The sequence below is a fragment of the Nostoc sp. DedSLP03 genome, assembly GCF_034530815.1.
Taxonomy (GTDB): Bacteria; Cyanobacteriota; Cyanobacteriia; order Cyanobacteriales; family Nostocaceae; genus Nostoc.
On record NZ_JAVRCK010000013.1, the window covers coordinates 46,507 to 72,711 of the forward strand.

General features: G+C 41.6%; 25 protein-coding genes and 1 pseudogene. 12 read left to right on the forward strand and 14 right to left on the reverse strand.

Annotated elements, in window-relative coordinates; all coding sequences use genetic code 11:
• Window positions 1-116 precede the first annotated feature (116 nt).
• The 5 genes from RM368_RS08710 to topA form a co-directional block, all read right to left on the reverse strand.
• Window positions 117-2,813: an HD family phosphohydrolase gene (locus RM368_RS08710; protein WP_322693716.1), complete on the reverse strand. Its 2,697-nt coding sequence runs from the start codon at window positions 2,811-2,813 to the stop codon at window positions 117-119.
• A 230-nt stretch (window positions 2,814-3,043) separates the two neighbouring features.
• Window positions 3,044-3,985 (reverse strand): ADP-ribosylglycohydrolase family protein, encoded by a 942-nt coding sequence (locus RM368_RS08715; protein WP_322693717.1) that lies wholly within the window; start codon window positions 3,983-3,985, stop codon window positions 3,044-3,046.
• 107 nt (window positions 3,986-4,092) lie between these two features.
• Window positions 4,093-4,542, reverse strand: a complete 450-nt coding sequence (aroQ, locus tag RM368_RS08720; protein ID WP_322693773.1) for a type II 3-dehydroquinate dehydratase — start codon at window positions 4,540-4,542, stop codon at window positions 4,093-4,095.
• A 22-nt stretch (window positions 4,543-4,564) separates the two neighbouring features.
• Complete coding sequence (locus RM368_RS08725; protein ID WP_322693718.1) at window positions 4,565-4,705, reverse strand: hypothetical protein; 141 nt, start codon at window positions 4,703-4,705, stop codon at window positions 4,565-4,567.
• A gap of 413 nt (window positions 4,706-5,118) precedes the next feature.
• Window positions 5,119-7,770: a type I DNA topoisomerase gene (gene topA, locus RM368_RS08730; RefSeq protein ID WP_322693719.1), complete on the reverse strand. Its 2,652-nt coding sequence runs from the start codon at window positions 7,768-7,770 to the stop codon at window positions 5,119-5,121.
• A 554-nt stretch (window positions 7,771-8,324) separates the two neighbouring features.
• Here topA and RM368_RS08735 point away from each other — a divergent pair.
• From RM368_RS08735 to RM368_RS08750, 4 genes and pseudogenes are all read left to right on the forward strand, one after another.
• On the forward strand, window positions 8,325-8,618 hold the full coding sequence (locus RM368_RS08735) for a hypothetical protein (protein ID WP_322693720.1): 294 nt from the start codon (window positions 8,325-8,327) through the stop codon (window positions 8,616-8,618).
• Window positions 8,605-9,525 (forward strand): hypothetical protein, encoded by a 921-nt coding sequence (locus tag RM368_RS08740; RefSeq protein ID WP_322693721.1) that lies wholly within the window; start codon window positions 8,605-8,607, stop codon window positions 9,523-9,525. Before RM368_RS08735 ends, RM368_RS08740 begins: the two co-directional genes overlap by 14 nt.
• Window positions 9,509-10,024: pseudogene (locus RM368_RS08745) on the forward strand (DUF6745 domain-containing protein); the annotation flags it as partial. The gene RM368_RS08740 and the pseudogene RM368_RS08745, both read left to right, overlap by 17 nt.
• A 64-nt stretch (window positions 10,025-10,088) precedes the next feature.
• Window positions 10,089-11,180, forward strand: coding sequence for a DUF6745 domain-containing protein (locus RM368_RS08750; RefSeq protein ID WP_322693722.1), 1,092 nt, complete (start codon window positions 10,089-10,091; stop codon window positions 11,178-11,180).
• A gap of 124 nt (window positions 11,181-11,304) precedes the next feature.
• Here RM368_RS08750 and RM368_RS08755 read toward each other — a convergent pair whose 3' ends face one another.
• From RM368_RS08755 to RM368_RS08775, 5 genes are all read right to left on the reverse strand, one after another.
• Complete coding sequence (locus RM368_RS08755; protein ID WP_322693776.1) at window positions 11,305-11,508, reverse strand: hypothetical protein; 204 nt, start codon at window positions 11,506-11,508, stop codon at window positions 11,305-11,307.
• Window positions 11,453-11,668, reverse strand: a complete 216-nt coding sequence (locus RM368_RS08760) for a histidine kinase dimerization/phospho-acceptor domain-containing protein (RefSeq protein WP_322693723.1) — start codon at window positions 11,666-11,668, stop codon at window positions 11,453-11,455. Before RM368_RS08760 ends, RM368_RS08755 begins: the two co-directional genes overlap by 56 nt.
• Window positions 11,669-11,845: 177 nt before the next feature.
• Window positions 11,846-13,162, reverse strand: a complete 1,317-nt coding sequence (locus tag RM368_RS08765) for a dihydroorotase (protein ID WP_322693724.1) — start codon at window positions 13,160-13,162, stop codon at window positions 11,846-11,848.
• 237 nt (window positions 13,163-13,399) lie between these two features.
• Complete coding sequence (locus RM368_RS08770) at window positions 13,400-14,764, reverse strand: histidine phosphatase family protein (protein WP_322693725.1); 1,365 nt, start codon at window positions 14,762-14,764, stop codon at window positions 13,400-13,402.
• 274 nt (window positions 14,765-15,038) lie between these two features.
• Window positions 15,039-15,227 carry a hypothetical protein gene (locus RM368_RS08775; protein WP_322672903.1) on the reverse strand — a complete coding sequence of 63 codons (189 nt, stop codon included), beginning with the start codon at window positions 15,225-15,227 and terminating at the stop codon, window positions 15,039-15,041.
• A gap of 23 nt (window positions 15,228-15,250) precedes the next feature.
• On the opposite strand from RM368_RS08775, the gene RM368_RS08780 reads away from it, so the two are divergent.
• The 7 genes from RM368_RS08780 to RM368_RS08810 all read left to right on the forward strand — a co-directional run bounded on the left by RM368_RS08780 (window position 15,251) and on the right by RM368_RS08810 (window position 21,508).
• A complete protein-coding gene (locus RM368_RS08780) occupies window positions 15,251-16,444 on the forward strand; it encodes an aminotransferase class V-fold PLP-dependent enzyme (RefSeq protein WP_322693726.1) in 1,194 nt (397 codons plus the stop codon).
• Between the two features lie 102 nt (window positions 16,445-16,546).
• On the forward strand, window positions 16,547-17,629 hold the full coding sequence (locus tag RM368_RS08785) for a glycosyl transferase (protein ID WP_322693727.1): 1,083 nt from the start codon (window positions 16,547-16,549) through the stop codon (window positions 17,627-17,629).
• 227 nt (window positions 17,630-17,856) lie between these two features.
• Window positions 17,857-18,270 carry a secondary thiamine-phosphate synthase enzyme YjbQ gene (locus RM368_RS08790; RefSeq protein ID WP_322693728.1) on the forward strand — a complete coding sequence of 138 codons (414 nt, stop codon included), beginning with the start codon at window positions 17,857-17,859 and terminating at the stop codon, window positions 18,268-18,270.
• A gap of 294 nt (window positions 18,271-18,564) precedes the next feature.
• Entirely contained in the window at window positions 18,565-19,314 is a 750-nt protein-coding gene (locus RM368_RS08795; RefSeq protein WP_322693729.1) for a hypothetical protein, read from the forward strand.
• A gap of 32 nt (window positions 19,315-19,346) precedes the next feature.
• On the forward strand, window positions 19,347-20,135 hold the full coding sequence (locus tag RM368_RS08800) for a Nif3-like dinuclear metal center hexameric protein (RefSeq protein ID WP_322693730.1): 789 nt from the start codon (window positions 19,347-19,349) through the stop codon (window positions 20,133-20,135).
• Window positions 20,136-20,404: 269 nt separating this feature from the next.
• Window positions 20,405-20,623 carry a hypothetical protein gene (locus RM368_RS08805; protein WP_322693731.1) on the forward strand — a complete coding sequence of 73 codons (219 nt, stop codon included), beginning with the start codon at window positions 20,405-20,407 and terminating at the stop codon, window positions 20,621-20,623.
• 573 nt (window positions 20,624-21,196) lie between these two features.
• Entirely contained in the window at window positions 21,197-21,508 is a 312-nt protein-coding gene (locus tag RM368_RS08810; protein ID WP_012408115.1) for a DUF6679 family protein, read from the forward strand.
• 105 nt (window positions 21,509-21,613) lie between these two features.
• Here RM368_RS08810 and RM368_RS08815 read toward each other — a convergent pair whose 3' ends face one another.
• Complete coding sequence (locus tag RM368_RS08815; RefSeq protein ID WP_322693732.1) at window positions 21,614-23,281, reverse strand: MBL fold metallo-hydrolase; 1,668 nt, start codon at window positions 23,279-23,281, stop codon at window positions 21,614-21,616.
• 616 nt (window positions 23,282-23,897) lie between these two features.
• On the reverse strand, window positions 23,898-24,047 hold the full coding sequence (locus RM368_RS38720; protein ID WP_416212223.1) for a DUF29 family protein: 150 nt from the start codon (window positions 24,045-24,047) through the stop codon (window positions 23,898-23,900).
• 440 nt (window positions 24,048-24,487) lie between these two features.
• Between RM368_RS38720 and RM368_RS08825 the strand changes: the two genes are divergently transcribed.
• On the forward strand, window positions 24,488-24,823 hold the full coding sequence (locus tag RM368_RS08825) for a hypothetical protein (protein WP_322693734.1): 336 nt from the start codon (window positions 24,488-24,490) through the stop codon (window positions 24,821-24,823).
• Window positions 24,824-24,915: 92 nt separating this feature from the next.
• Here RM368_RS08825 and RM368_RS08830 read toward each other — a convergent pair whose 3' ends face one another.
• Together RM368_RS08830 and RM368_RS08835 are read right to left on the reverse strand one after the other, a co-directional pair.
• Window positions 24,916-25,062 carry a hypothetical protein gene (locus RM368_RS08830; protein WP_322693735.1) on the reverse strand — a complete coding sequence of 49 codons (147 nt, stop codon included), beginning with the start codon at window positions 25,060-25,062 and terminating at the stop codon, window positions 24,916-24,918.
• Between the two features lie 766 nt (window positions 25,063-25,828).
• Window positions 25,829-26,053 (reverse strand): hypothetical protein, encoded by a 225-nt coding sequence (locus RM368_RS08835; RefSeq protein ID WP_322693736.1) that lies wholly within the window; start codon window positions 26,051-26,053, stop codon window positions 25,829-25,831.
• Window positions 26,054-26,205 lie beyond the last annotated feature (152 nt).

A 26,205-nucleotide genomic window follows, 5' to 3' on the forward strand; every position in this document is an offset into this window, starting at 1 on the left:
CTTGGAACAGTAAATTTCGAGTTGAGAACACCAAACTACTAGCTCAGAATACAAAACTTCGAGAAGAGAACATCAAAAATACAAGCTAAATCAACGAAACTTTTGCTATATCAAAATTATGAATTCCGCCCAGTGCTACTAGCCTTCAATTTAGGATAAGCAATCCGTTTGTGATGAAATTGCTCCCAAACATCCACAAATATCTGGGCAATTTGTGACATCTCTTCCCGTTTTAGTCCTGAATCTACAAGTTGATTGTCTTGCCACTTGGCACGCAGGATATTATTTAGCATTGCTAAAGCTTGTTCTGTGGAGACATCTTTAACCGATCGCTTTTCTCCCACAGATTTAGCCGATGCTTGCAGGGATCGCAGCGCCGCTTCGCAAGAATCTGCTAACATGACAATTCCGGTTTCCCGTGACTGGGGAATTGGCCCATCGTAACGAAAGTCTGCGTCGTCTACAGTTAAACTTGGATCTGACTGAGCCATTTGCTGGGCTTGGTGATGGAAATAAGCAATTAGCATCGTTCCTTGATGCTCTGGAATAAAAGCTTGAATCGCAGTAGGTAAAAGGTGTTTACGTGCCATTACCAACCCTTCCGTTACGTGCTTTTTGATAATTTCTGCACTCTTCCAAGGATCTTTAATCTCTGTATCGTGTTTATTCGGCCCACCCATTTGATTTTCAATAAAACCAAGAGGGTCATGCATTTTGCCAATATCGTGATATAATGTTCCAGCCCTGACTAGTTCGACATTGCATCCTAATTCTTTGGCAGCAGCTTCAGCAAGGGTAGCCACAAGCAACGTATGTTGAAAAGTTCCGGGAGTTTCAGTAGCGAGTCGTTTTAATAAAGGGCGGTTAGGGTTCGCCAGTTCTGCGAGGCGAATTGGGGTAACTAAATCAAAAACTTTTTCTAGATAAGGACTCAAACCCAAGGCGATAACACTCCAGCCTAAGCCGGATAAAGCAAATAATCCCGCTTCTTGGAAAACAATATACCAGGTTGAACCAAATACTTGACCAATTAAGATTTTAACAAACAGGTAAATGCCACCTTGAGTTAAGGCGATCGCAACGCCTAATAATGCCAACTCTTCACGCGATCGCAATCGGTGCGCAATATAATTACCTAATATTCCTCCTCCGACACCAGCTAAAAGCGCAGCCTTGCTCATATCCAAACTAATGCCTAATATCGGCCACAGCAGGCCGACAACTGTCAACCCCAAAGTGGGGCCGTAAAAGCTTCCCAACAATAAACCAAGGGCGCTCCAGGTGGTATAGGGCAATCCGATGACGATTACTCCTGGCACACTTAGAGTTAGCAATAATACTAATAGGCGATCGCGTTGTCGCAATTCGTAATCGATATGGCGTTCTACCCAGACAAAAATGCCAATAGCGATCGCAATCACGCCTCCCAACTTCACCAACTCCTGCCACTTTACCTCCCGACGAATCAAATGATAATGCTCCAGTACTTCAAAGTCCCATGCAGTAATCTGCGCACCTTTTTTGACAATCACCTCACCCTGCCGTACCTTCACCATCACGGGTGGCACTCCAGCCGCAGCCTTTTGAGCATTTTGTCTGGTTTGTTCTTCATCTTTTTGCAGATTCGGCTTGAGTACAGCTAACAACAGATTCTTTGCCAAAGTTTCAGCGGATTCTGGTACAAAGGTCTGTAATTGTAAACTCACCGCATCTTGCAAGATATTTTTTGGCAGTCCCTGTGGAATGCCTTGGGTGAGAATCCGCTCTATACTTTGATGGATTCCTATTTGGGTTTTTTCCCATTCCACATCTGATAAATCCAAAAGTAGAGATTCTTCATATACTGCTTCGGGGGTAACAGTCTCTAACTTTAAAAGTTTGGCAGTGGCTTGGATGTATCTTTGACGTGTTTGGGAAATCTCGGCAATTACTAAGGACAAGCTTTTCTCAGAAGTTGTGAGGCGGTAAGATTCTAGTTCTGCTACAGCTTGAGTAAAATCAGTGTTTTGAGAAAAATCTACTGGTTGTGTCTTTTCTAGACTCTGGGAATTAGATTTGGATGTGGTGCGTGGTTGCCGTTTTTGATTGGGTGCAGCTGGGGTGGTTTGTCCGATTCTCTTCTGCTGCTGATTTTTACTATTTTCTACAGCCGATAGCAGTGCTTGCCATTCCGACTCAGAACAAGAGCGGAGATAACGTTGGGTAGAGATAGATAAAACTACAGGATCGAAAAAAGGAAAAGCTCCAGCAACAGCGCGAATTTCGTTGCCATCATCTAGAAGTTGTTGCAAATTTTCGTTGATTTTTTCGTTGATTCGCGCATTAAGCATTAACACCTGTAAGGAGCTTGTGCTGACGGCTTTGCGCTCGGCTTCGGTTTTTTTCTGATCTTCGATGCTAGCTGTATAAGGTGCTGTAATCGTTTGGGGTGCGGGATGTCCGATTTTGATTTGAGTCTGATTGTATAATTTATGCCCAATAATACCAGTGAGGGAGACTACAGCGATCGCTAAAATCACCGAGTAACGCTGTTTATATGCCCAATTTAAACCGACTGTACAAATACTACTCTTAATGTTGACAGATTTTGCCTTTGACCTGAGCACTCTTTCTTGTTTTCGGCGTTCGCTTTTCTCATTGGTTTTTGATAAAAACAGGAATACATTCTTGAGCATAGTCCTTAGAAGTTCCCTTCTATGGGTTTTACTTTTGGAACTTCTCATTAACTTTCCTTTACGGCGTAGTGTTTTGTACTGTCGCCGCCAGTGAGTCAATTGCTGGTTCAAGAACTGCAAAAATTTATGCATTTTCATTATCTCTACCTGCAATTGCCGACTTTGATAGTTCAAAAAAAGACAATCATCAGGAAAGTTCGATCTGCAACGGTTGTAACTAGATAGTGCGGCTTTTTTATTGCTGATTTACCACAATAATTAGCTACAGAATCAGTCCAAGGGTTTACTGAAAAATTCTAATATATGAGACTAATACAACTGTGGCGGAAGTTTGCCTAGCTTTAACCCCTTATCTAGTTAATTTAAGATTAACGCGACCGAATAACGCGAGGAGCTGCGTAAACTGAAAGCAAAGCCACCTCACATCCCTCCTCTGTTAACTCTTTTGGGTTTAAGGTAAGATTATACACTCCTGACCACACCCCCACAAATGCGTCGGTCAATTCTAACACTTGAGAAAAGCTAGTTAGTCCCCATACTGGAGAATTCTTCTGCAAGAGCAAGACTTGCCAATTTACGGGAATTCCGCCGATTCCGTTATATGCTCCCGACAAAGCACCAGTAATTGCAGCTGTAGCCTGTGATTTTAGAAGCGTAGCATCCTGCTGAGAATTGTGATTGTAAGTAGCCTGTAAAACTGTCAGGCGAAAGTCTTCTAAGGTACTCAAAAAGCAGTAAAATGCCATAGCAATACTGTTACTGAGTTTTTCTTCCTTAGCAAACTCAGCTTGCGTCGTTGATAATCCGGCTCCTTGTTTTAATAAATTCTGGACTCTTAATAATTTTTTTGGTATTGATGTCGGTGTTTCGCCGATAAAAGAAATTGTTTGTGGGATAAGAGTTAGAGGGTCAAGTTTTTCAGTTAAGGCAAGAGCGATCGCATATCCTACTGCTAGTGTTCCATCCCTGATTACTGGGTCATCCTCCCAGATTTTCAGCACACGCAGCAAGTTTTGTCGCAGTTTAATCGGATTTTCGTGAAAAAAGAGGGCTACTGGTAATGTAGCAATAATTATTTTTATCGAGATGTCATCAGTTGCTACTAAATGAGGAAATTCTTCTTGCTGACGCTCTATCCAATCATCTAAATCTAATCTACCCAAGGCAATTAAACTCTGGATACCCAGAACCGCCATTCTGCCTAAATCTAGGGAACTCTCAAACTGTACTTTACCACCAGAAGCTAAACTTTCCCCCAAGACTGCTCCGAGTAAAGTTCCTTTAAACCGACTTATAGGACAGTAACGCATAAATTATGTAGTTAAAAGTGAGGAGTGAGAAGTGAGGAGTTAATGAGAGATTGCTAATTCCTAACTTTACTGTCAATTCCCAACTCCTAATTTCTAACTTCTAACTCCTAACTCCTAACTCTTAAATGATCTATCAAAGCTTGTAAGCCCAATAAGTAACTTTGAACGCCAAAACCACTTATTTGCCCGATCGCAACTGGGGCGATATAAGAATGATGGCGAAATTCTTCCCGACGGTAAATGTTACTCAGATGTACTTCCACTGTGGGCAAGTTAACAGCAGCGATCGCATCTCGCAAGGCCACACTTGTATGGGTGTATGCTCCTGCATTAATCAGAATTCCCTGATGTTGCCCTAACGCGCCATGAATACTATCTACCAAAATTCCTTCATGATTTGACTGCAACGGAAAAACTTTCGCCTGTAATTTGAATGCCTCTTCTTCTAACAGGCGATTAATTTCAGCTAGTGTCAGCGAACCATAAATTCCTGGTTCTCGCTGTCCTAGCAAATTTAAGTTTGGCCCGTGCAGTGCCAGAATACTTAAGGATTGCAACGCCGAGTTTACCACTGTGGGATTAGTGGCGACGCCGAGAGCGATCGTTCACAGGAATCGGAATCAGTTCCGGTTCCGGTTCAGCCTCTGGCCCTAATAGGTTTTCAATTAACCTACGAGCTAATTCCTTAAGCTTTTCCAGCACCTTTTCTATATAGTCCATGAACTGACCGCTCCTGAGATACTACCTCAATTTTTGATTAACAGGTACGCAGAAAAAACATACTTTCGCACCTCTGGCTTCAAATCGGGCTGATACACAATCCCGCATTTAGGCCCGCATTTGGGACATAAGCCACTTCTAAAATTTAGCGTTGTGTTTTCCCTTACTTTTTAGAGTATCACACCTGAACCTAATGAACTGTATCCTATCAAGGATGGATATCAAGGGTCAAGAGTTAAAAATCGGACTTTAGATAGACTATTGAGTAAGAATTTTAGATTTTAGATTTTGGATTAAGAGAATTTTGAGATTCATGCCTTGCCCGTTATGGGCGAAATAAATTTCAAAGATACGCCTTTGTCGCTAACGCTACGCTATCGTAAATCTAAAATCCAAAATTGTTTGACTTACCACTAGCCTTCTGTACCCTTTTTCTTTGCAGCGGTTGTTGATGATTTCGCAGTTGACTTAGATTTGGAAGTCGTTGATTTACTTGTTTTGCGAGTCGATTTTCCGGTCGATGTCTTAGCTGCCAACAAGTTCAGCGCCGCCGCCAGGGTTACATTTTCTACCGTTTCACCTTCTGGGATACTGACATTAGTTTTACCATGCTTGATATAAGGCCCATAGGGGCCATCGTAGATGTTAATTGTTTCTCCATCTTCTGGATGCGTACCCAATTCGCGTAAGGCTGCCTTTGACTTACTGTTGGTGGAACTGCGCCCCTTTTTGGGTTCGGATAACAGTTCTAATGCACGTTCTAGGTTAATTGTCAATACATTATCAGCAGCTTTCAGGGAGCGGTAGTCTTTCCCCTCCTTACCCTGGTCATGAACCACATAAGGGCCAAAGCGCCCCAAACTTGCTTGAATTTTGCCGCCAGTAACTGGATGAACTCCTAATGTCCGGGGTAGTGCCAATAGACCAACAGCCATTTCCAGGGTAACGGTTTCTGGGGTAACACCTTTAGGTAGGGAGGCTTGTTTCGGTTTGGGGTTTTCGTCGGTTTTGTCGCCCAATTGCACATAAGGCCCGTAAGCACCAATTTTCACATAAATCGGTTCGCCAGTTTCGGGATGGCGGCCTACTTGGTCAGGGCCTGTGATTTTTTGCCGCAGTAATACTTCTACCTGTTTGGGGTCGAGGTCGGCTGGTGTCAAGTCTTTAGGAATTGAGGCAGTGATCACCCCCTCACCGTTTTCGACTTCAATGTAGGGGCCATATTTCCCAATGCGGACTTTGGCATCTAAATTTTCTAGTTCTACAGTCCTAGCTTTGGTGGCATCAATCTGACTTTCCTGCTCTTTTACCAGTGTTTCCAGTCCTTTATCTCCCAGATAGAATTGCTGCAAGTAGGGTAGCCATTTCGCTTCACCTGTGGCAATGTCATCTAGGGTTTGCTCCATCTTTGAGGTAAAACTGGGATCGACAACATCCGGGAAATGTTTTTCCAGCAAGTCGGTGACGGCAAAAGCGGTGAAGGTAGGAACAAGAGCGTTACTCACTAAATGGGCATAACCTTTGTCGACGATCGTGCCAATGATGCTGGCGTAGGTACTGGGACGACCGATACCTTCGCTTTCTAAAGTTTTCACTAAAGTTGCTTCGGTGTATCTTGCTGGCGGTTGGGTTTCGTGCCCAACTGCTTCTAGCTCTGTACAATCGGGACGATCGCCCACTTTCAGATTTGGTAAAATTACTTCCTGGTCTTCCAGTGCTGCTTCTGGGTCGTCTGAACCTTCAACGTAGGCACGTAAGTATCCGGGAAATTCAATCCGTTTGCCAGAAGAACGGAATCCAGCATCCTCGACTTGCAATTGCACGGTAATTTGAGTTTGCCGGGAATCAGCCATTTGACAAGCAACAGTCCGCTTCCAAATCAAATCGTAAACGGCAAGTTCCCGACCGCCCAAACCAGTTTCTTGGGGGGTGCGGAAGGTGCTACCTGCTGGACGAATTGCTTCATGCGCCTCTTGTGCGCCTTTGGATTTGGTGGTGTATTGCCGGGGTTGGGGACTGAGGTATTGTTGACCGTAGAGCTTTTCTACACAACTGCGAGCAGCTGCGATCGCCTGGTCTGACAAATGCACCGAATCTGTCCGCATATAGGTAATATACCCTTGCTCGTACAAATTCTGGGCAACCCGCATCGTGTCGCGGGCTGAGAGACGCAGTTTCCGGTTAGATTCTTGTTGCAGTGTCGAAGTGGTGAACGGTGGCGACGGTTTGCGCGTCACTGGGCGTTCTTCGATGTCGTTAACATTCCAGGTTTTTCCAGTTAGGCGTTCCTTGAGGGCTACCGCTTGTTCTTCGTTTAGCAACAAGACATTACGACCTGCGATAATTTGTCCGGTTGCGGCATCAAAATCGCTGCCGTTAGCAATTTTGGTTCCTCCCAGTGTTACCAACTGGGCAGCAAAGGGGGTTTTTTCCTTTGACAAACTAGCTTTCAAATCCCAGTACGTACCCTCACGGAAAGCGCGGCGTTGGCGTTCCTTAGTGACTAAAAGTCGCACGGCTACAGATTGTACTCGCCCAGCAGATAATCCCCAGGCGATTTTTTTCCATAGCAGAGGAGAAAGGGTATAGCCCACCAAGCGATCTAAAATCCGCCGGGTTTCTTGAGCGCGAACTAACTGCTCATCAATATTGCGGCAGTCTTTCAGAGCTTTTTTGATCGCCTCTTGGGTAATTTCGTGAAACACCATCCGCTTAGTCGGAACTTTCGGCTTCAGCAATTGGTATAAATGCCAACTAATGCTTTCACCTTCCCGGTCTTCGTCCGTTGCCAGAATCAGTTCATCTACATCCTTGAGGGCATCTTTGAGCTGGGTAACAATTTTCTTTTTGTCTTTCGGGACAACATATACCGGTTCAAAGTCGGCGTCCACATTTACCCCTAGCTGTGCCCATGATTCCCCTTTGACGGCAGCGGGAATTTCACTAGCCGACTGGGGTAGGTCACGCACATGACCCATAGACGCCTCCACCCGATAGCCTGATGGCAAGTAGTTGCGAATGGTACGAGCTTTGGTTGGAGATTCGACGATGACGAGAGTTGACATGGAAATTTCAATAAAAAGAAGAGCTACTAAGCTAAACAGTCAAATTGAGGTAACTTTTACAAATTGTCAAGATAAGTCGCGCTTAGGGCGGTGATTTAATCCTCACATAAACTGCCTGCTTGGGAAAAAATCCACTGAACTTAATGCCCAGTCTGTCCCAGAGGATAAATGAGGGTACGCTGGGTCTGAATTTCCAGCTAGCTATTTCAATCTTTAACTTATCTAACGCATAATTGGCGACTACAGTTTTCAAAATATCTTTTAATTGGGCATGGGGCATGGGGCAATACGCTTGGGTTAAGCAAATTTATCTGTTAAGGCAGGCTGTTCTTGAGCAGGGGAGGCTTCGGGAGCAGGGGGAGAAATCAATTCAAAATTCAAAATTCAAAATTCAAACATTTTAGAACTTCTGCCTCCTGCCTTCTGCCTTCTGCCTTCTGCCTCCTCTTTCCCAATGCCCAATGCCCGACTTTAATAGAGCTTGTGCCAAAATTAAATCAAACTTGAGAGCAAAAGCGAAATAGCATTTATACTTATGTCAGGAAAGCAAAACCATGGAACCAATTCGTCAGGGTGATGTTATCTTACTACCTGTGCAGCAGGTTGAAGGACAAAAAATACCTCACTTAACTTTGGCAGAAGGCGAAGTTACGGGTCATAAGCATCAGATTACTGAGGGCAAGGCGGAATTATCTGAAAAATATGGCACACTCTACTTACGTGTTATTTCAGAGTCGGCATTGCTAGCTCATGAGGAGCATAAAGCTATTTCTATTCCCCAAGGTGACTGGATGGTGAAAATTCAGCGAGAATACGAGCCTGAAGGTTGGCGTTATGTCGCTGATTGAAAAGTTAACGCCTGAGCAAGAGGCTTTGATTCCAGTTTATCGGGAAAAGTGGAGAGCGATCGCGCTTTCAACTGAGCGAGTCATTCGTGAAAAAGCCTCTGAAGCTGTAAAAGTTGCTTATACTGCCTTTGGCTTTGAACAACCTGAGATTATTTTTTGTGATAGTCCCTATGCTGCTTTCAATAAGATATTTTTGGAGCAAATTGACTATCAAATTGACCGATTAAAACAGAAAGCTGAATTCTCAACTATTAGAAGATTAAATCAATCCTTTTTAAGTAGAAAAAGATCGTTTGGAAGCCGAATACCAAACGGGCAGGAAGTATTTCAACCTCTGCCAGAGCCTTTTATTAAGCAAATAGACTTTTTTCATGAATTAATAGAGTCGCCAATATTTCAGGAAATATCAGATATTAATTTATATAGTAGCCTTTGGTTGGAATTGGATAGTAACCGTTGGGATAATGGACATAGACTCTTCTATAGACATCTCAAGCCCGAACTTTTTATCAAAATAAACGAAAAGTTAAAAAATCCATATTGGATAAAATTACCTAATCGGATTGGAAAGCGATTAAAGGATTCTCTAAAAACACGTTTAAAATTTAATATAGAGAACATTTATTCTAAATGCTGGCAAACAAATAGACATGTTACAGGAACTAGTGTATATGATTTTTATTTTAAGGTTTTAAATTTTGATTATGATGTGGAAAAATTCCAGCACTACCAATCATTAATAACAGAATGTGGCTGGATTTTCGCTTTTGAAAAAGTAGTAATTATCTGCGATCGCCTCCTTCACCTGCGCTTCGACAATCAAAATCGCCTTCACGCTGAAGGTGAACCCGCAATAGAGTATGCTTTACAATTCCAAAGGATGGCAGTTATTGCGAGGACTGGTTGAGAATTGTGGTTGGGTTTATCCTTTTAAGGAAATTTGTATAGTATGCGATCGCCCCCTTCACCTGCGCTTCGACAATGAAAACCGCCTCCACGCTGAAGGCGAACCTGCCATTGAATTTACCGATGGATATAGCCTCTACTCTTACCACGGTGTAACCTTACCTGAAAAATACGGTAAAATCCACCCGCAGCAATGGCAATCTCGATGGCTTTTAAGAGAAGAAAATGCCGAACTACGCCGAGTGTTAATTCAGGGTATTGGTTACGCCAGAATTTGCCAAGAATTACAAGCTATTGAATTAGACAACTGGCAAGAATATACACTATTAAGAATTGATAAAAGTGTGGATATCGAGGCGATTTGTTTATTAAAAATGACTTGCCCTAGCACAGGGTTTATTCACGCTTTGCGAGTTCCACCAAATATAAACTCAGCGCGGGAAGCGATTTGCTGGGTAAATTGGGGCGTAGATCCAGAAAAATTTGGTGTGCAAACATAATTGTTTAAGGGACTTTTCCCATTTAGAAATTGTTCAAGTATATGAAAGTTTTTGATGAGTAAAAATGATTTACACGCTAACACCTGAGCAAGAGGCTTTAATTCCAGTTTATCGAGAGAAGTGGCGAGCGATCGCGCTTTCAACTGAGCGGATTGATCGTGAAAAAGCGGCGGAAGCGGTCAAAGCTACTTATGTTTTAATTGGTATGGAAGAACCTGAGATAGTTTTTTATGATAGCCCGAATGCTGCTTTGATAACTACTTTAAGCAAATTATCACAAGAACGTGGTAGCGATTGGGATGGTTGGGATCTGTGGGGGGAATTATGTATTTATGATCTACCACCTTTAAACGTATGTTACGACCTAGAGGATGAATTATATAAACAAATTGCTCGCGAACTTTATTCTCTACTGAGGTTTGAATTAAAAACGAAACTAGAGAATAGTATAAATAATTGTAACCATTGCTGGGAATTATGGAGCGAATTAGATAAAGAACTGGAAAGTCAACTACAACTTGAAGTAGAAAATGCCAAGGATGACTGCATTGAATATGAAATATCAGCTTGCCGTGCAAGTTTCAATGATTTTTGTATTTCGGTTTTGAATTGTGTGTACGATCGAGTTAAATGGAATTCTTTTGAGTCAGTAGTCAAAGAGTGCGGCTGGATTTTCGCAGGGAAATATATTTGTATAGTATGCGATCGCCCCCTTCACCTGCGCTTCGACAATCAAAATCGCCTCCACGCTGAAGGTGAACCCGCCATTGAATTTACTGATGGATATAGCCTCTACTCCTATCACGGCGTAACCTTACCTGAAAAGTACGGTAAAATCCACCCGCAACAATGGCAATCTCAATGGCTTTTATCAGAGGAAAATGCCGAACTACGGCGAGTATTAATTCAGGGTATCGGTTACGCCAGAATCTGCCAAGAACTACAAGCTATTGAATTAGACAACTGGCAAGAATATACACTATTAGGAATTGATAACAATGTGGATATCGAGCCGATTTATTTATTAAAAATGGCTTGTCCTAGTACAGGGTTTATTCATGCCTTGCGAGTTCCACCAAATATAAACTCAGCGCGGGAAGCGATTAGCTGGGTAAATTGGGGTGTAGATCCAGAAGAATTTGGTGTGCAAACATAATTACTTAAAGGACTTCCTCATTTAGAAATTGTTCAAATATGTAATGACAATCTATTCATGTTAGATGTCACTTTAGCAGAAAGGGCATACTATAAATTCTTAAATGCAGTAATTTGAGAGTTAATTATTCATTTTTGAGTAATACAGTGAAGATACTACCATTTGGATAATTATCTTCAACAGTAATTGAACCGGAATGTGCCTCGATCGCCATTTTGCAGAAAGCCAATCCTAAACCAATTTGCGAAACTTCTGGTATCAAAGTTCCAATTTCATAGTTTGACAAAGGCAAGGCTGGTATCACAAAGGCTCCTAACAGAAACATCATTTAGTTGCAGTTCCAGTTTGGTAGATTCGATTTTAGACAAATTTAGAATGTCATTAATTAGTTCTAGTAAATGTCTGCCACTACGCTCAATAGTGGCAATCGCTCTTACTTGTCTTTTATTAATGGAGCCGAATACACTTTCTTGTAAGCCCTCTGACATACCCAAAATCGCATTGAGAGGTGTTCGCAGTTGATGGCTCTATGTTTGCAAGAAATTCATCTTTGAGGCGAGTGACACGGGCAAGTTCCATATTGGCGTTAGCAAGCTGCTCATTTGTTTGCCGCAATTGTGCTTCGGCTTGTTTGCGTTCTGTTGAGTAGTTCTAAGTGCGCTTTTTTAACACCAGGTTTGCACAACATGACCCTTCAACTGTTGTCCTAACCAAGGTGTATTTTGTGAAAGTGTATAAAGACTTTTCCGTTCGACTTTCCAAGTTTGCTGAGGATCAAATAAAGTAAGTTCTGCTGGTCGATCGGGTGCGATCGCACTTACTTTTTCTCCCAAACACTCTGCTGGATTGGTACTCAATGCCCGCCATAATTCTAAAGCTGTAAATTCCTCAGTTTCAACGAGATATTGCCATAAAAGAGGTAGTGCTAATTCCAAACCAATTGCTCCTGGAGGCGCTTCGGCAAAGGCTTGGACTTTTTCTTCGTAGCTGTAGGGTGTGTGATCGATAGCGATCGCATCGATTACACCCGCACGTACCCCTGTACGTAACGCCGCTATATCACTGGGATTACCTAAAGGCGGATCTAAATGCAAGCTGCTGTGATAACTCTTAACTGCTTTTGTATCAAGTAAAACGTGCATCCAGGTGGTGCTGGCGGTGATGGGTAAACCAGCCGCTTTAGCTGAAGCAATTAATTCCACGCTGCGAGCTGTGGAAACACGCATGATATGAACTGGTGTGCCGATGGTTGCAACCAATTCAAGCATAGCTGCGATCGCAGTTGTTTCAGCGCTGGTGGGTATTGGGGGTAAACCAAAACGGAGAGCATTTGTTCCTTCTCTCATTACACCATTGGCTGTTAACTGGCGATCGCTAGGCCAAAATGCTACTGGTTTACCCAACGGCTGGAGATACTCTAACACTCTTCGCACCAGCGCCAAATTTTCTAAAGGTTTACCATCAGTAAAACCAACAACTCCAGCAGACGCTAAATCTGCCAATTCCGTCATCTGTTTCCCAGCAATATCTACAGTGATCGCACCCCAGAGATGAAGCAGGGGGAGAGGAGAAGACAAGGAAGAGGGGGGAGACAAGGGAGAAAAATTGCCCCCTTGTCCCCCTTGTCCCCTTGTCCCCCCTCTCCTCTTCTGCAACTGTGCCACAAGCGCAGGGTTATCAATAACTGGGGATGTATCGGGTAAAATGCTAACTCTAGTAAAGCCGCCAGCAGCAGCAGCTTGTAAGAAAGACGAAAGGGTTTCCCGTTCTTCAAAGCCAGGTTCGCCAGAGTGGCTGTACAAATCGACTAACCCAGGGCCGAGAACTAATCCCTGACAATCTCTGATTTGAGTATCGGCACTGATGTCAGAAATGTGGGAAGCCACTTCTCGGATATAACCATCAGCAATCAGTACATCAAAGAGTTCGTCGATTTCAGAAACAGGGTCAATTACTCGTACTTTTTGCAGCAGTTCAGTCATAAAAGTTTTAGTTATGAGTTAGGAGTTAAGTAGGTAGGCATAATTAAACATAAAGTAAAATCCTAATTCGTAGTGAGCGTTCATCGCTTAAAGAAGGGATTATAGGACTAAAGTCCTTACTACAAACTTTAATTTATTTACGTCTAGCTACTTATGAGTTATTTGTTTTTCAGTCATTGCTTCTAACTTTATTCCTCACTCCTCACGGGCTAAACGCCCTGCTGACGCTAACAGCACTCACAACGCTCCTGCTGCTGTTTTATCTAGTACACCTCCACCAAAGTGATAAGTGATATTCATTGCTTGCAGTACTGGTAAACCATCGATTCCAGCAGGGTAGTCGATAACACTGACTGCACCATTACCCTGACGAAAACTCCAGAATTTTTCCAGCGATAAACCCAGAATGTGACAAAGCAAGGTTTTGTTAGTAGCGTCATGAGCTACTACTAATACAGTTTTGAATTGATTCTTTGATGCTGCTTGCAGAATTGATTGCCAAGCTACAACGCTGCGCTCCCACACTTGTTGTAAATTTTCCCCTTCAGGCATTTGCACTTGCGTTGGTATCAGCCGCCATCGCTGCAATTCTCCTGGAAACTCTTGCTCTATCTCTGTTTCTAATTTTCCTTCCCAGAGACCATGACTGATTTCTCTTAAACCATCTTGCAATTCTAATTTTACATTCGGATGTTGTTTTAAGATAATCTCTGCTGTTTCTTTAGGGCGCAGCATTGTGCTACTGTAAGCATTATCGATTGCTACTTCTTTGAGAAATTTGCTGGCTTTTTGTGACTGTTGTCTACCGTTGTCGTTGAGGGGGACATCAATTTGTCCTTGAAACCTGGTTTGGCGATTCCAATCGGTTTCACCGTGACGTACTAGTAACAATCGTACTCCTTGATGATCCGGTCGCAATGAAGGTAGAGTTTCTCCGGTGTGTTGCGTCTGATTTAAAGATTCTAGCTGGACTGGTTTGCCCAATCCGCCAGCAAAATTTAATACGGTAATCCCACAGTTAGATTGCTGTATTGAGTGGTAGCGACTGGGAGGGATTCCCAACGCTGTGCTAATCAAAGCGCGATTGATTCCGTTATGTCCCACGATCAGAATGGTTTCGCCTTGATGTTGAGACAAAATTTCTTGCCAAAACTGCCGTGCTTGTTCGTATAAAGCAAGAACGGGAAAATGTTCTCTTGTTCCTTCTGCATCATTAAGCAACATTCGCAGTTCGTCGGGGTGTTGATGCCAAGTGCGGTAGTCTTCAGCAAATTTTTGCTTGACTTGGGCAGTCAGCAATCCTTCCCATAAAGGTAGATCGATTTCTAGTAGCAAATCAGAAACTTGAACTACAGCAGATTTTTGAGCATGAGTAGCTAACTCACTATGGATAATATCTGCTGTGTGTTTCGCTCGTTGTAAGGGACTGCTGTAAATCGTATTAAATAAGATATTGCTGAGGGCTTTGCCTACTAGACTTGCATCCTTACGACCTTTTTCGGTTAATGTTGACGCATCAGTGCGTCCTTGGATGCGCCGCTCGGTGTTATAACCGCTTTGACCGTGGCGCACAATGATGACCTTTAAAGTTTTATTTTTCAAAAGCTTCAGCCTTATTTCTACAAAAAATACTCAATTAATGCTCAAATTAATTAATTAAGTGCATAGTTGCACATTAAAAGTATAGATTTATACTCATTTTCAATGCTCAATATATGCTCAGATTTATCTTACTTCCTAATTACTCCAAGTAATACTCTGAGTTAAAGTGACTCCTTACAGTACAAGCATTCTAGCCATCTTTGTCATCAGGGCATTCATTCTTATCTGTTAATAGTTCCATCCTTTGACTGTAGATGGTAGACTAAAGGCAATTCTAGACATGAATAGGGATATCGTGAGAGTCATTATCACTCACTATTGATAATAGATTGGGTGCGATCGCCGGAAATACGATCGAAGATGTAATCCATGAAGTCTTGTATCCAGCATTGCCAGTCGGGCGGATACCGTAACGTCGGCATGAGAAACGGTCAAAATACTTTTGAATATCAATAGCCTGCAAACAGCAGATATCCCTTGTAAATTATGACTAGTATTTCTGCATCACCAATCAAGCTGCATCGTCATCGAGAGCAATTTCCCGCTTTAGGGAATAAGGCTTATTTTAACTATGGAGGACAAGGGCCCATGCCCCAAAGGGCAATGGATGCGATCGCCCAAACTCAAGCTTATGTTCAGCAAATAGGCCCCTTTGGCAATGAGGCGTTTAGCTGGATAGCACCTCAAACTCAAGCCGCTAGAGTTGCGATCGCTTTGGAATTAAATGCACCAAGCCAAACAATTACTCTTACCCAAAATGTCACTGTTGGCTGTAATATCGCCATGTGGGGCATTGAATGGCGTGCTGGCGACCATCTACTGCTCTCAGACTGCGAACATCCAGGCGTAATTGCTACAGCACAAGAAATCTCGCGGAGATTCTCTGTAGAAGTTACCACTTGTCCCCTAAAAGCGACTTTAAATGAGGGCGACCCTGTAACCATCATTGCCCAGCACTTGCGCCCCAATACCCGCCTAGTAATATTGAGTCATGTTTTCTGGAATACCGGTCAAGTTTTACCTCTAGACAAAATTGCCGAAGTATGCAGAAATAATCATTCTGCACTATTAATAGATGCTGCCCAATCTGCTGGTTTATTGCCTTTAAACTTGACTGAATTGGGAGTAGATTTTTATGCTTTCACTGGTCATAAATGGTTATGTGGCCCTGCGGGTGCTGGCGGCTTGTATGTCCGGCCAGAAGCACGAGAAAGCCTAAAACCTACGTTTATTGGCTTGAATGGTGTTGTTGTAGATAGTCAATCTCAACCTGTAGATTGGCTTCCCGATGGGCGACGATACGAAGTGTCTACATTAGCTTATCCGTTGTATCTTGGTTTAAAGGAAGCGATCGCAATTCATCAGCAATGGGGAACGTCACAGGAACGTTATGAGCAAATTTGTCATAACAGTGAGTACCTCTGGCGACAATTGACGGCGTTACCCAATATTAAATGTTTGCGAACTTCTCCACCTGAAAGTGGTATAGTCTCTTTTCAACTTGCAAATAATCAGCCTCAAGCTCATTTGAAGTTGGTGCAATTTTTGGACTCACAAAAAATATTAACTCGGACAATTGCCGATCCTAGCTGTATACGTGCTAGCGTTCATTACTTTACTTTAGAATCGGAAATCGACCAATTGATTGAGGCGATTCAAAATTTTTGCAAAATTAATTAAAAGTTATGATTTGTAAGTTAGCGTGTAGAAATTATGATTTCAACTCCTAACTCTTGTACAGACAAGGGTTAATCGCGTCTCTACTCCTAACTATAAAATAAAATGGAACGCCCAATCTTATACTTAGCCATAACTAACCACGGCTTTGGTCATGCTACCCGCACGGCTTCTGTAGCTGCAACAATTCAAAAGTTATGTCCAGAAGTTTTGCTAATTGTGGTCAGTACTGCCCCACGCTGGCTGTTAGAGTGCTATATAGAAGGCGATTTTATCTATCGTCCTCGTGCATTTGATTTGGGTGTGGTGCAAACAGATAGTTTGACAATGGATAAAGTAGCGACTTTAGAAAAGTTACTGGATATTCAGAAGCATCAAAATTCGCTGATTGCCTCAGAAGTGAATTTTATCCGCCAAAATCGCGTTAATATTATTTTGGCAGATATTCCCTTCCTCGCTCCTGGGTTTGCCAAAGCTGCAAATATTCCTTGCTGGATGATGAGTAACTTCGGTTGGGACTTTATCTACCGAGATTGGGGAGGCGAATTTACCGCAGTTGCAGATTGGATTAGTGATTGGTATTCAAAGTGCGATCGCCTGTTTCGTCTTCCTTTCCACGAACCAATGCCAGCTTTTAATAATATCACAGATGTCGGCTTAACAGGTGGTTCCCCCCGTTACACTGCTAATGATTTACGTTCTCTTTGGGGAATAACTGCACCAGCCGAAAAAACCATTTTGTTGACCTTTGGCGGGTTGGGTTTACAGCAAATTCCTTATGATAACTTACAGCGATTTCCAGATTGGCAATTTATCGTATTCGATCGATCTGCCCCTGATTTACCTAATTTAGTGAAAATTAATGACCACAAATACCGCCCTGTAGATTTTATGCCTATTTGTGGCCGAGTCGTTTCTAAACCTGGTTATAGTACTTTTTCGGAAGCCACGATACTAGGAGTACCAATTGTCACCATACCGCGTGAAGACTTTGCCGAAGCAACTTTTATAGTAGAAGGCATAACTAATTATAATCAGCATCAAATCATCACCCCATCTGAGTTTTTTCAAGGAACTTGGAATTTTCTCCATGATTTACCCCAACCTCCAAGGCAATCTCAATCAATTGCTAAGGATGGTAATGAAACTATAGCTCAAACTGTTATCAATTATTTACAGACAAAATAAAGCTATTTAAAGTAACATCAATTAATAATGGAATCTTCAAGCATAGATAAAGAAACTCTATAATTAGCCATCCAAGGAATATGGATTAAACATAGATTAAATAAAATGTAAAAATTACTGTTTGAAATGACCGAAAACGACTTATGATACAGAGTCACTAAATTTATTTACAGGGATGATTAATTTTGAATTTTGAATTTTGAATTTTGAATTCGGAGCGAAGCGACGTGACTCACTACCAGAAGTTACTCAGAATTTCTACTACTGGCAAATCTTTTCAAAACATCACCGCAAAAATTGCAGCTATAGTTGCAGAATCGGGAGTAGAAACTGGTCTTTGTACTTTATTTTTGCGCCACACTTCAGCTAGTTTGGTTATCCAAGAAAATGCCGATCCTGATGTTCTTGTGGATCTAGCTAATTTTATGGCAAAACTCGTGCCCGAATCAGGCAAATACATCCATGATGCAGAAGGGCCCGATGATATGCCAGCACATATTCGTACTGCACTCACCCACACTTCTGAACATATCCCCATTAATCGCGGTCACTTAGTACTAGGAACTTGGCAGGGAATTTATATTTGGGAACACCGCCAGCGCAGTCATTCCAGAGAATTGGTTGTTCACATTTCTGGATAGCCGATTCTCCAGTTGGATTGAAGGTGTGGTTTTGTAGAGTTTAAATACTCTGGTTATACTGTCTACATTTTGGATATAATCTCCTAAAATCACGGTGATATGCATTAAAAAAATATCGCCTTGATAAATTTCTCATGACAATTATTGATGCAAAATTGACCAAATATACATTAAATAATTCGTGTGTGTATATTTGTAAATCAAAAAGTTAAGTTTATTTGTGATTATTAAAGAATCCGCTGATGCCGATATAGACTAATATTTAGTGTCAGATGCTGGGCTATTATTATTACTATGAAGCAAGAACTAACACCAACTAATACTTTTCAGGTTATTGATGAAATCCTTGCCCAGCAGTCTGTTAAATTATTGTCACTGAGTCCCAAAAAAACATTAATTACTAGCTTTGCAGAGTTAGGAAATTTGATTACAAAACAAAATACAGACATTCAAATTATCACAACTATTCAAGAAACTCTCGAAAGCATAGTCCGCACTCAATTGCAAAACTTCCCAGAAAACATCTTTTGGGATTTCGATTTTCTGGTAAGCAGTATGCTTAGGCAGGCTTTAAATGCAGAGGAGGGCGCTATTGCATTCTTAAAATTTTTTGGTGAAAAGATGGTTTGTCTAACAGAGATGTTCGGTAATAAAACAGAAATTCGCTTTCGTTATGTTCATGATTTTATGTATGGGTTTGACTGGGCAAGATGGGTACAAAAAGAACCACAAAAGCGTGCACATATAGAGCCTTTTAGTCTGTTATTTTTGGATTATTTACTCATCAAAGGTAAGGAACTTTTACAACGTATTAATCATGGTCAGGTCGTATCTTATAAACTGTGTGATACGGGCTACCGCAACCCCTTCACCTTTTCTCGCGAACCAGAAGATGAATACCGTCTCTTAACTTATCTTGCTGAAGAACAACTGATTCCAGTAGCAGCATGGAACTGGAATGCAAGCCCTGTATGGAACAAACCTTTCCAAGAAATGCGCCAGCAATTAGCATTAAAATTAAATATTCAACCACAGAAACGGTGATTAGCAATTAAAAATTGCTGAAGAAAATAATTATGAAAATTGCTGATTTAATTATTTGGTTTGAAGCATGGGCGAATCCCGCTTGGTGTGAAAGTTGGGATAATTGTGGCTGGCAAATTGAACCAGGAGTTTTGCAGGAAGAAACACGGGTTTTGGTATGCTTGACACCGACTTTGGCGGTAATGCAAGAAGCGATCGCTCTAAATGCTAATCTAATATTTGCCCATCACCCCTTGATTTTTAATCCTCTCAAATCTTTACGTACTGGTGAAGCGATCGCTGAAATGGTACGGTTAGCATTTACTCATAATATTGGTATTTACACTGCTCACACAAATTTTGACCAAGTGCAAGATGGGACTGCTGACGTTTTAGCTCAGATTTTAGAATTAAAAGAAGTTACTCCCATAGAGCTTACACAAGCAAGATTAGGATATGGTCGTGTTGGTTTGCTAGAACCATTTCTGACATTACAGGAATTACTCGCAACCATTCAAACCCGACTTTCTCCCCCTAATTTGATTTTTTCCCCAAGTGCTGATTTACAGGAAACGATTTCACGAGTTGCTGTTTTGGGTGGTTCGGGGGCTAGTTACATTTCAGCCGTCGCCAAAACAGGTGCCCAAGCTTATCTAACTTCTGACTGTAAATTCCATCAGTTTCAAGAAAGCCGCGATCGCAATCTCATTTTAATCGATGCCGGACATTACGCTACCGAACGTCCGGCTTGCGATCGCTTAGTGCAAAAATTCCAGTCTTTAAACTTAGACTGGGTACAATTAAGTCAAAAAGATGAAGATTTCCGCCAGTTTTTTGCTTGATTGCTGATGTTTGATTGGATTTTGTAGATGCTTGTCGAAAAAATTATTGTATTTTAATTTTGTTAAGTATCAGCTTTTCAACATTGATGCTGAAAAATTTTCTGCCTTTTTATCTGTGTAATATTAGAGTATCCAAAACTCATATTGTGATATAAATCACTGATTTAGCGTAATACTAATCACACAGTATTAATGTCTCATATCAATTAGCAAGAAAAGAAAATGTTCCACACTAGACCTAATAATTTGCTCATTCTGCCCTAATCAAGATGATTCGCACAATTATCGCATCTGCTTTCCAAACTGGATATCTTAGTGTTGAATCTGAGGGTTTACTCCAGCAGGTGCTAGCCACTAAATGCTATCAGTCAGAGGATTTGTCAGAACTCGCAGCCCTATATGATGCAGTTCGCGCCGGAAAAATTAAACGAGAAGCATCCTCGTCGAACGTGCTTATAGAATTTCCTTTACCACATAAATCCTCCTAAGACTTCTGGAGTAGGATTTTCTCATGGTGTTTTCCTCTACTCTTCCCTGACGCTCTTGACTTTTTTCAGGTTTTTGACTGAAAAACTCAAAACTATTTGGGTGTTGTTGTTGAAAAGCATCAAGGTCAGCAAGAGAATGAGTTAAGATCAGATACAAGTGGGTAAAAGTAAAGCTAAGTCCCCGGACTTCCCAGTAATGCCAATGATTAAAAGTAGGCAAATTAAACAACCGCAATCAACGATTGTTTTGGAGTATTCTTTATTACATAATGATAAGAATGACTCAGCAGCAAATATGAACCTGGTTAGGACAGGTACCGAATTGTTTGACTTTTATAGAAGCAGACATTCCCTAGAATAAGCTGGAGGGAGATTGAGTTCATTGTTGGAGCAACCATTGATTTATGACCCAACACGATCCTGATATTTTGAATAGAAGCAAATCTTGGGATTGGGTTATGAAGCGCATTTGTTCTAAACGGTGAAATAAACCTCTTAAAGGTGTAATGTAATGGGGTAGAACCCAGATTTTGACAGGTTTAACTACGTTGTTTAAAAAGGCAGAAACAGTACATGCTACACCGCAAGATTTATCAACTGTGTTGCGATGGGCGCGAGGTATGTGTTTTCTTGCGGGACCAGCAACGCTGGATTGAACGCGCCCGCATCATAGACATAGAGGGAGATTTAGTGACCCTACGCTATGAAACAGAAGAAGAGGACGAAGTTTGTTCTTGGGAAGAAATGGTTCGCCTCGAGAGCATTGGTGCTGTAACGCAAAAATTGGCTTCAGTACCGCGCGGTAATGTAGAACCTCTGATGACTGAAGATTGTCCCGAAGCAGAGCGCATTCACAACCGTTACACTGACTCGAATCCAGAATAATCAGTCATTAGTCATTGGTCATTAGTCATTGGTCATTAGTCATTGGTCATTAGTCAAAAATGACAAAGGACAAATGACAAAGGACAAAGGACAAAGAACTAATGACTATTGGCTATCATTCAAACCTTCAAAGGCAGGACAGTAACCTTCGAGAGTTACTTTAAAGTTATACAACGGGGAAGCTGGATTCCAACACCGCTGCCCCCTTTGATGTCGGCAAGTACCACAACAGTCTACATCTGTCCAGGTATAGCGATCGCTGTTCTGGTTGAGCAGTTCTCGTTGAGACAATCCCCTTAATACTAATTCTTCTCCTTGCCAACGAGCTTCGATTAAACCAGTATCAGCGAATTGCCGCCAACGCGGATCGGCAGTAATCACATTCGGTAGGGTGATTGTGATTACTGTTCCTAATTCTGTCAGTTCCCCTTCATAGTTAGTTTCTGGTGCTGCTGGTTGTAAAAATGTGTCGCCGATGGGTAGTTCTACTAAAGTATCAGCCGACGGGGAATGTACGTGGTAGCGGTTTTGCAACTCCTCTAAGCTAGTCAGGTCTGCCAAGTAGGCAGGAGAACCGTGGACAAAAACGACGTGCTGGGGTCGCAAATTATGAATTAGCTGTGTAGTACCAGGGCCATCGCTATGTTGAGCTAAGAGATAAGTTTCGACAGTACTGGGCGCTAAATATTCTTTGTTAACTTTTATATCAATTTTTTCTGGCAGGAGAATCAGCCAAGGCCCGGTGTCTAATTGGCAGTGTTCGCCTAAATCAGATGTCGAGTCGGTGAGGACAATACAAGGTGACTTGCCTACACTGGGACGATGTTCTGGTTGGAGACGACGCACGCGGGGACGTACCCGTTCATCCCAAAATAAGGGTTGATGGCGGGCGAAGTTCTGCACCGATGGAGGGAGATGGGGTAGTAGTTCAAGATATGCATCGCATCCAGTGGCGACAGCACCATCTACCCAAATATCTAAATCTCGTCCGGTGAAGTGGTGATGCGATCGCAAGAGCATTAATAATTCTTGACCTAATCCTAAAGCTGGGGTAGGAAGGATTACAGAACAATGGTCAGCGATCGCTCGATTAATTCGCTCGGCTAGTTGATTTTCTTGGTTGCGGCGGTGAGGATGACGGGATGTGCCATAACTACCTTCAATAATTAGCACATCCAAATCCAAACCCCGCAGTTCCTCTAAACGCAAACCTTCTACTAGTCGGGAGTTCGATAAGAAAAAGTCTCCTGTATACAGTAGCTTGTAAGTACGCTGCTGGGTGGTATAGGTAAGGAGAATTGCTACTGCTCCTGGTAAATGTCCTGCGGGAAATAATTCTGCCACTAAACCATCTTGGAATTCTACAGGCGATCGCAATGGCAGGGCATGACAAAATTGAGAAATTTTCTCAGGGTCTTCATCTACCCAATTCAGCGGTAGTAACTTGCTAGTTACCTCACTACCATAAATTGGTAACTTGGGAAAAGCTGTATGCAGCGCCAGTAAGCCTTTAGCATGATCTGGGTGGGCATGACTAATCAAAACTAAATCTGCTGGTAGAGGCGAACTAGTTCCACGTCCCGATTTAGTCAGCCCCTTAGCCAGCGATGAAATATCCTCAAAACCACAGTCCAATAGGATGCGGTGCGGGCCCATCTTCACCAACAAACACACACCCTCATTGTCATGCTGGACACTATAGGGGAAACATTCTAATTCACTACCTAGTTCCGCAGCATCTACGCGAGAGGATGCCGATAGATTATCCCTCATGCTCTCCTCCCCTCAAACCTCATCATCATGGACATATCCCAAAAGCCAAAAGTTACACAAATTTTGGTTTTGTGACTTAGGGGTAAGTTTTATCGTGCGCCCCTACACCCTGAGAATACGGATTTTTGATTGGGGAGGACGCCTGCACCGAACCTGCACTGATTCGGAAAGGTGGGCTAACCAGAAGCCATCAAACTAGTAGCTCAAGGAGTTTGCCGTTTGTTTTCCCTTTACAAGTTTTGAGCGCTCTTAGCCAACTCACCCTCCGGTAAGCCGATCGAGCGTCTACAGATTTATCTCAATGTGCGGAGCCATTGCCATGATAATTATCTGAATCATAGAATCCATTCTTCGTGCCAAAAAATAAGCACGAAAGTGTAAATATAACTGTTAATCCAGCTAAAATCAGCTTTACATCCATTTGTCTGCTGCCCTTTACTCAAAGACTTTCCTATATTAATTTAGTGCTTCCGCAATCAAACGGAATCACTAGAAAATCTTTACTATGCTTATATGGATTGGGCAATAGGTAAATTTACCACAATCAGTCAGATTGTAGAACTTTTCGGTCAAGCTGTCTATCTAGATGTAAAGCAATATGACAACGAGCAATCGTCTACAGCCCGTAAAAATCTTCATCTAAAATCTGGGCATTTTTCTCTGCCTTACCCAAATCAACTAGTTCCTCAATCAAATGCTCAATATCCAACGCCTTAAATTCATGATTTTGTAACTTGATTTTATAACTGTTTAATGGTTTGCTCAATCCATAATTGTAAATCGTGAGTATAACGGCTTAGGCATTTCTCAGATCAACTCCTAGTTTCTCGCTCGATCGTAGCGATGAAAGCGATCGACGCGATCGCTACTTTCTAATTTAGGTACTTTAGTGTTAACCAGCGAATGAATATTAAGAAAAATTAGCGATCGCATTTGGATTAATGTAAATTTGTGTTTGCTATGGGTTCATTTTCCTAAAATTGGTTTTTTAAGAGCTATTCCTGAACTGTAATTTTTAATTATTATTTATCTCTGGAGTAGGAGGTTATTTATAAACCTCAGAGCTAGGGTATAACCTAAGATATGTTCCTCAGAAAATCTCTTCAAAATATATTCTCAAATTCTCTCCAGAGAAAGAACTCTTTATACCCTTGATTTTTTAAGCTGTTGTTAGTCGAGTTCCATATTTTAAGAATTGAAAGCGCCATGAGTGATAAAAATCAAGAAAATCAAATTAATCAACCAGTAAGCGAAGATCGGGATTCTCGTGAAAAGCCAGATGTGAACGAAAGAAACTTAACCGCGAATCCAGGAGATAGAATTTCTGATAAGCCTCAATCAGTTGAAGAGAAGGCTAAACAGGCAGCTATTGATGATGTACCAGATATTACAGGCGACAAAATCACAGTACCTACTTACTTCGTTGTCGATGAACCCGACGGTGAAAAGAAGGCACTTCATCACGTTAAAGATGCTGAAGAAATTTCCGACGTAATTCGGGAAGCACGAGTTGACGAAAATGGAAATCGAGTTTGGTGGTAGTTGTTTGTTGAAGACGCACAGATGCGGAGAAGTTATTAAATACTCTCTCCGTTTCTTTGCGTCTCGCGCTGACCACATTTTCTTTGGTCAAGTTAGTGTTGCTTGATTTTGTTTTGCTCGTCTACTGTTTCTCCAAGTGGATGAATTATTTTCCCCTCAAATTTTGCACCTAAACCAAGTCCTAATTCAATTTTAGTAATCGTTTCCAATTCAGCTTGTAACTGCTCGATTGTTGGCAAATTACCTTATTTTTACTTTTGCATAGAATCATTCCAAGAGTGAGTAATAGTAATTCTTTATTGACTGCAACTGCGGCTCGTAACTGAGCGCTAGAAATTCGCGTTTTTAGTTCAGTTAAAACATCTTCATAACCAAACGATCGCAGATGCACTCTTTTGTGAAGTTTCAAATTTATCGTCTCTAGGCATAAAAAAGAAATAGTGCTACTTGTATTCTGCCAGGATTACACCAAATTTTGGTATCAGATCCAGATAGATCAGAATTCAGAAGTAAAACACTCTTTCTGTCTGGGTAATAGACTTAGCTTATGTACCTCACCAACTTGAAAACTGCTGTATATAGATATCCAGTCATATACCAGCATTGTTGCTGTATAGGTTAAACTGGATGTAAGTGAAATTTGCAAGAATTTACGTAAGAGCGATCGCCATAACTTCAATATTTTTTCATTAAAAACCTTTTTTAGCCCTGAAAAATTAAAGGTTCTAAGAAGTCGTCACTTGTACCTTTGACATCAGAGTGTATAGCCTGAATAATATTTTTACGTAAAAATCCATACTTATATAAAACTCATATTTGATTTTTGCTAAATATACTGAGAGCAAAACCCTATCGCGCTTGCTCTGAGTTAGCTTGACTTTTAAAAATCAAATTTGATTCTTATATAAACTGGTATTAATAGGATTGCATTATGTATTTCTCGAATTCAAAAACCAGCTTAAAAACTCGTCAAAAAAACAAGAAAATAGGTACATTTATTTTGACTCATAGCAACATATTACTGCTGACTGCATATTTACTCACTCTACCAATTGGTACATTAATAATTTTATCTTTATTATTACCCTTATTCAGTGCTAGCTTATTCGCTTCCATTGGAAACTCGTACCACTCTACATCGATTCCTTGGATAGATAATGCATCTGAATGCGAACATACTGGCAGAAATTGGAGCGATCGCAAGTGTTGGGATAATGAACACAATCCCATGTTTTGAATGGTGATTGCAAAAAAGCGTAGGTCTAGCCCGCACTTCTCTACGAGATGCTCCGCGAACGGCTGCGCTCAATGACCGTCGTAGATATAGCTCTCATCCATGCCACTGAGTAAATTCCGATCTAGCTCACCAGTTGCAAAATAAT